Raw genomic sequence first — 6,185 nt, 5'->3', positions numbered from 1 at the left:
GAGGCCGCAGCCCGACATCAATGCGCGGATGCTCTCGCCAGCTATCCTACCGGCCTGGGTGTCTGCCATCTCCGTCTGGCTCCTGGTTGCGGAGAGACATCCAAGGGTGTCCTTCGTCCGATTCGTTCCGTGGCTGTTTGTGGCTGTTACCGCCTTCGGGTCGGTCCGTTCTGATGTGGAGTACCTGCAGCAGATGCGGCTTGAGGGCTCGGGCTACACCTCGCGGTCATGGCGGACATCCCCCACCATCCAAGCTGCCCGCACCCTGCCGGAACAAACGGCGCTGATCAGCAACGACAGCGCTGCCTTGCTGCTCCTCGCCCTTCACCCGGCCTATGACATCCCCGAACTGGTGAACCGTCAGGAGCAGGCTGCCTTCCAGAGGTTCGGCGAGGATCGACAGGACCCTGTTGAGCGGCTCTTTCGCGAGCAGGGCGCAGCCCTCGTCCTCTTCGATAGTTCACGTGGTCAGTTCATGGGCCTGTACGGCGAGCGTGCCGATGAGCGGCTGGAGGCTTTGACCGCCGGGCTTGACGTCTACCTGGATACCGCGGACGGCACAATCTACCTCTACCCCCATTGACCCGACGGCACCCGCTCTCCCGTAGGCCGATTGAGGCGGCGCACCGCGGTTCAGGGATCAGTTGCTCGTCACCCGGTCCACAGATCGTCGAGAGGTCCTGACCGATCGCGCCGACGGCACGGACGAGGGGCCGGCCGTGCTGTGGATTGGACCATCGCAAGCGAGCCTCTCGCATCACCGGCTCACCCCATTTCCCACCGGCGCAGTGGCTGGCTCCCCCTGGCACCGAGCGGGCGGCGCGGCCCTTCCTGTTCCATTCCCGCCCGCCACGGATTGAGTATCAGCCCGCCGGATGCGCAATCGGAAGGGGTTCTTCGGCGGGTCCCGCCGGCACCGAGGCCAGGTCGCGCGGGATCGCCAGCGCAAGGATGCCAGCCATCAGCGTGATGGCCGCCGTCGTCAGGAACATGGCATCGAACCCGCTTCGGTCGGCCTGTATGCCGCTGATCAAGGTGCCAACTGCCCCGCTGGCGAACATGAAGCCGAGGATCAATCCCGAGGCGGCGCCCGAGCTTCCCGGCATCATGCTTTGCGCCTGGACGACCAGGATGGTGTGGGAAAACCCGGTCAGCCCGCCGGCCAGCGGCGCCAGCAAGTAAGCCCAGGGAGTCAATCCGAGCCGAGGGTACAACGCCAGGGGCAGCGCCCCCAGCACCAGCGACCACACCGTCACCATCCGTCCGCCGAGGCGGTCCCCCAGCCTGCCTCCAGCCACACCCGCCACGGCTGAAGCGCCCATGAACAGCGCCGCGATCAGGCCATAGGATGCCGCGCTGAAGCCGGCGTCGCTGTAGTACTTGGGCAAGAACGTGATCATGTTGGTCTGGGACCAGGAGCCGAAGGCAACCACCAGGATGAACGCCGTCAGGGCCGTCCAACGCAAGGAAGTATCGAAGCGCAGAATGGGTTGTCCCTCTTGGCGCGGCGCGGGTTTGGCCACCTGGAAGTGGTTGGCGGCGAACACGCCCGAGGACAGTGCAACCGGGACCAGCAGCAGCAGGCCGATTGGCCCCCATTCCCCGATGAGGACCCCGCCGATAACTGGGCCAACAGAATAGCCTGCTTGCCCGAAGAGAAAGAACAGGCTGGCCGCAGTCATCACCTCGCCGCCGTAGTGCACCTTTCCGATCTCGGAGGATTCCATCGTCCCTGCAGGGTGGAAGGCCGCCGAGCCCAGCGCCGAGAGGATGAGCAGTGCCAGCGCCCAGTTACCCTGGACCACCAGGGCCAGCCCGAAGCAGGTCGCCATCCAAACGACGCCCCCGACGGCGAGACGGCGCGGGCCGGTGCGGTCGGCAATAGCGCCGAACGCCGGCTGGGAGAGCGAGGCGGCGAAGCTGTACAGCATGCTGACCAAGCCGATGGCGGCGTTGGTCAGGCCCAGCGGTATGCTCCAGGCAGCCAGCAGCAGACCGCGCTGGGCGTTCAGGATGTCAACCGCCAGGTGGGCCAAGGCAACGGCCACGAAAGAGATGTCGGTGAGCATCCTCATCGGTACAGACCCAGATCCTCAATGATCTTGGCAACGCCAGGCGGCATCAGATGCTTGTAGGGCAGGTCTTGCTTCACCCGCCGCCGAATCTCGCTGGCGGAGACATCGACCAGCGTCGCCTCCACCCAAACGACCTTCTCCCCCAGCCCGGGCAGGGCCTCCTCCAGGGTTGCCAGGTCCGGCTTCGGGCCCGGGCGTTGAAGGACCGCCAGGCGCCAACACAGGGCCAGGAAGCCCGCCGGATCATGCCAGGTGGGAAGGTCGATCAGGCTGTCAGAGCCCATGATGTAGGCGAACTGCGCGGCGGGGTCTCTCTGCCGAAGCCACTCCATCGTGCCCGCCGCATAGTGGGGCGCAGGCCGTTCGACGTCCGCCAACGACAGCTCGAAGCCCTGCTCGTCCTTCAATGCCGCCCTCACCAGTTGGAGGCGGGTGTCGATCGAGGCCACCGGCGCAAGGGGCTTATGAGGCGGCACGGCGGTGACCACCCACAGCACCTTGTCAAGCAGCAGCATGCGCCGTGCCTCGCCGGCGAGGCGCAGGTGGCCATAGTGCGGCGGATCGAAGGTGCCGCCCAGAACGCCTACCAGTCTTGCCACTCGAACTCATGCTCCGCGATGCGCACGCTGTCGCCGGGCTGGGCACCGGCGGAGCGCAAGGCATCCTCAACGCCGAGGCGGGCCAGCAGACGCTGGAAGCGGCGCACCGACTCCTCGAGCTCCCAGTAGGTCATGGCGGCGGCGCGTTCGAGAGGTTCACCCGCCACGCGCCACGCCCTTGGGCCCTCGGGCTGCACGGAGAAGTCATCCAGGCGGGCTTGGCGCCGGTAGACGGGCAAGCCCGCTGGCGGCCGCGGCAGCGGGGTGATCTCCGCCAGCCGGCGGACTTCGTTGACGAGCTCGCGTAATCCCGACCGGGCCACCGCAGAGACGGCTCGGGGCGTGACGCCCATCGAGCGCAGCCTCTCCTCCAGCGCCGGCCAACGCTCCCGAACCTCCGGCATATCGATCTTGTTGACCGCCACTACCTGCGGCTTGTGCGAGAGGTGTTCGTCGAACAATGCGAGTTCGGCGTTGATCTGCGAGTAGTCGGCCAGCGGGTCGACCGCCGTCCCATCCAGAAGATGGATGAGCAGGCGGGTGCGCTGAATGTGGCGTAGGAAGGCGTCCCCCAGCCCCGCCCCGGCATGGGCGCCTTCGATCAGCCCGGGGATATCTGCCAGCACCAGGCTCGAGCCGTCCTCGAATTCGTACACCCCGAGGTTGGGCTCCAGCGTGGTAAAGGGGTATTCGCCGATCTTGGGGCGGGCACGGGTGAGGACGGAAAGCAGCGTGGACTTGCCGGCGTTGGGAGCGCCGATGATCCCGACGTCGGCGATCAGGCGCAGCTCCAACTGCAAGCCGCGAATGCGGGCGGGCTCACCCTTCTCGGCCAGGCGCGGCGCCTGGTTGCTGGGGTTGGCGAAGCGAGCGTTGCCGCGTCCACCCCGCCCTCCCTGGCACACCACGAGCCTGTCGCCCGACGACACCAGGTCTCCCAGCAGATCCCCGGTCAGTGCGTCTCGCACGAGCGTTCCGAGGGGAACCTGGAGCATCAGATCCTCCCCCGACCGGCCGGTGCGGTCTCCCCGGCCGCCCGGGCGTCCATCTTGGGCGGTCAGGGAAGGACGGCGGCGAAAGGCAGACAGGGTGGAGAGGATCGAGCTGGCCTCGAAGACCACATCCCCGCCTTTTCCCCCGTTGCCGCCGTCGGGACCTCCACGCGGGACGTACTTCTCGCGTCGGAAATGTACCGCGCCGTCACCCCCTCGGCCGGAGGTCACTTCGACCTGCACCTCATCAAGGAACACGACTCACCTGTGGGGAAGAGGGACCCGGGGAATTATACCCAAGGCCGCAGCGCCTGCGCCGATTGCAGGCCGCCTGCCAATGTGCTAGAGTTCCCCAACGCTTGTGCTGGTGAGGAGCCCGGTATGGTTCAGGGGAGAGTCCCGGACATTATTGTTGGAAGATTGCCGCTCTACCTCCGGGCGCTGTCGCGCATGCAAGAGGCCGGCAAGGAAGTCACATCCTCCCAGGACCTGGGGACCCTCCTGGGAATCTCCTCGGCCCAGATCCGCAAGGACCTCTCGCAGTTCGGCGAGTTCGGCAAGCAGGGCACGGGATACAACGTTGCCTTCCTGATCGCCCAGCTGCGGCGCATACTCCAGGTCGAACGCGTCTGGAATGTTGCCCTGATCGGGGTCGGCGATCTGGGCCGGGCTATTGCCAACTACGGGGGCTTTGTCGATCGTGGGTTCCGCATCGTGGTCGCCTTCGAGAGCGATGCGCAGAAGATCGGGCAGTCGGTCGGGACGTTAGTCACTCAGGACATGGCCCGCCTCGAGCAGGAAGTCCAAGGGCGGGGGATCCGCCTCGCCATGCTGGCCGTGCCGGCCGCCGCCGCCCAGGACGTAACCGACCGATTGGTGGCCTGCGGGGTGCGCGGCATCCTGTGCTACGCCCCAACCTCGATCTCCGTGCCGGCCGGGGTGCAGGTCCGGTACACTGATCCGGTCCTGCATTTGCAGCACATGACATTCTACTTCGCTCCCGACTAGACGCACTTCGGCGTACACGGCCACCAGCACCCCTCGACCCGCGCCGCCCACTGCCCCCTCGCGTGCGCGGCGAAGACACCCGACATTCACCGGCATGAGAGAACGGGCTGCCTGCCCGTCTTGCCGGCAGAACCGCACCACCTGTGCAAAGTAGGGGATGAGGGGGCTAGACCGGCGGAAGGTGCCGCTTCAGGCGCTCGAGCATGCCCAGGGCGCGGGCGGCGCCCTTGGCGGTGCAGGCCACGGGCTCCTCGGCCAGGTAAGCCGGGACGCCGGTCTCGCGGGTCAGCCACTTGTCCAGGCCGCGCAGGAGTGAGCCGCCGCCACAGATCACCATGCCGCGGTCGATGATGTCCGAGGCTAGCTCCGGGGGGGTGCGCTCGAGCACATTGCGGATGGCGGTGATCTGGAGCTGGAGCGTCTCCTGCAGGGCTTCGACGATCTCACCCGTGGTCAGGGTGATCGGGCGCGGCAGGCCGGTGACCTGGTCCTGTCCCTGGATCTCAACCGTTCGTTCCTCGCCCTGGGGGATGGCAGCCCCGATGCGGATCTTCGTATCCTCGGCAGTACGGCTGCCTATGATCAAGCCATACTTCTTGCGCACGTAACCGACGATCGCTTCATCGAGGCGGCCGCCGCCGATGCGGATCGCGCCGGCGGCGACAATCCCGCTCATCGCCACCACCACGGCCTGGGTCACCCCGCCGCCCAGGTTGACGACCATGTTGCCGGAGGGCGTGGCAATCGGCAGCCCGACTCCGATGGCGGCCGCCAGCGGCTGCTGGATCAGATGCACGTCCCGGCATCCGGCCTGCAGCGCCGCCTCATGCACCGCCCGGCTCTCAACGCTCGTCACCCCGTAGGGCACGGTCATCATCACCCGGGGCTTGAATAGCCGTGCCGGACCGCAGGCCTTCTCGATGAAGTGGCCCAGCATTCGCTGGGTCACCTCGAAGTCGGCAATCACGCCGTCCCGCAGCGGGCGCATCACCTGAATGATGTCGGGGACGCGCCCATCCATCTCACGCGCCGCCTGCCCGACCTCGACGATCTTCAGTTCGTCGACGTCGATGGCGACCACCGTCGGCTCGTGAAGAACGATGTCGTTGCCTTCGCAGATCAGGGTGTTGGTCGTGCCGAGGTCGATGCCCAGGTCGCGCCCGAAGAGGGGCATGGGCTACACTCCTTCGCCGGAGCCGGTTCGGGGGAACCCCGGCTTCCTGCCCTTGCCGTAGCGGCGGGCGGCATCCAGACGAAGTTTGGAGCGGCGCAGCGCCGCTTCCAGCGCCAGGTATTCGTCGGTGTCGGGCGGCGGACCTCGCTTGAGCATCGCCTCGGCCCGAGCCCGAGCGGCTTCGGCCCTGGCAAAATCGATCTCGGCCACGTTTTCGCCGACGTCCGCCAGCACGATCACGGTCTCCGGGCGAACCTCCATCACGCCGCCGGCGACCGTGAAGGCCAGCTCCTCGGTCCCGTTGCGCAGGCGCACCACCCCATAGGCCAGCGTGGTC

At 67.1% G+C, this 6,185-nt stretch carries 7 protein-coding genes; 2 read left to right on the top strand and 5 right to left on the bottom strand.

Going from position 1 to position 6,185, the window contains the following annotated elements; all coding sequences use genetic code 11:
- Nucleotides 1–583: hypothetical protein (locus MUO23_13020; GenBank protein ID MCJ7513873.1), on the top strand; the 583-nt coding region annotated here is incomplete at its 5' end.
- Between the two features lie 280 nt (nucleotides 584–863).
- On the opposite strand, the gene MUO23_13015 is transcribed toward MUO23_13020, so the two are convergent.
- From MUO23_13015 to obgE, 3 genes are read right to left on the bottom strand one after another with little or no spacing between them, the layout of a single operon-like run.
- Nucleotides 864–2,069, bottom strand: coding sequence for an MFS transporter (locus MUO23_13015; GenBank protein MCJ7513872.1), 1,206 nt, complete (start codon nucleotides 2,067–2,069; stop codon nucleotides 864–866).
- Nucleotides 2,070–2,071: 2 nt separating this feature from the next.
- A complete protein-coding gene (gene nadD, locus MUO23_13010) occupies nucleotides 2,072–2,674 on the bottom strand; it encodes a nicotinate (nicotinamide) nucleotide adenylyltransferase (protein ID MCJ7513871.1) in 603 nt (200 codons plus the stop codon).
- Nucleotides 2,659–3,924 (bottom strand): GTPase ObgE, encoded by a 1,266-nt coding sequence (gene obgE, locus MUO23_13005; protein ID MCJ7513870.1) that lies wholly within the window; start codon nucleotides 3,922–3,924, stop codon nucleotides 2,659–2,661. Before obgE ends, nadD begins: the two co-directional genes overlap by 16 nt.
- A 123-nt stretch (nucleotides 3,925–4,047) precedes the next feature.
- Between obgE and MUO23_13000 the strand changes: the two genes are divergently transcribed.
- Nucleotides 4,048–4,674: a redox-sensing transcriptional repressor Rex gene (locus MUO23_13000; GenBank protein ID MCJ7513869.1), complete on the top strand. Its 627-nt coding sequence runs from the start codon at nucleotides 4,048–4,050 to the stop codon at nucleotides 4,672–4,674.
- A 166-nt stretch (nucleotides 4,675–4,840) separates the two neighbouring features.
- On the opposite strand, the gene MUO23_12995 is transcribed toward MUO23_13000, so the two are convergent.
- Nucleotides 4,841–5,848, bottom strand: a complete 1,008-nt coding sequence (locus MUO23_12995; GenBank protein MCJ7513868.1) for a rod shape-determining protein — start codon at nucleotides 5,846–5,848, stop codon at nucleotides 4,841–4,843.
- A 3-nt stretch (nucleotides 5,849–5,851) separates the two neighbouring features.
- A partial coding sequence (locus tag MUO23_12990) for a hypothetical protein (protein MCJ7513867.1) occupies nucleotides 5,852–6,185 on the bottom strand: 334 nt, incomplete at its 5' end.

Source organism: Anaerolineales bacterium, from assembly GCA_022866145.1.
In the GTDB taxonomy this organism is placed as follows: Bacteria; Chloroflexota; Anaerolineae; order Anaerolineales; family E44-bin32; genus PFL42.
The sequence above is the reverse complement of the archived record's forward strand: the minus strand, read 5'-3'. Positions and strand labels throughout refer to the sequence as shown.

Coding starts and splice junctions, on each gene's coding strand:
- MUO23_13015 (MCJ7513872.1), bottom strand. CDS start 2,069: ATGCTCACCGACATCTCTTTCGTGGCCGTTGCCTTGGCCCACCTGGCG.
- MUO23_13000 (MCJ7513869.1), top strand. CDS start 4,048: ATGGTTCAGGGGAGAGTCCCGGACATTATTGTTGGAAGATTGCCGCTC.
- MUO23_12995 (MCJ7513868.1), bottom strand. CDS start 5,848: ATGCCCCTCTTCGGGCGCGACCTGGGCATCGACCTCGGCACGACCAAC.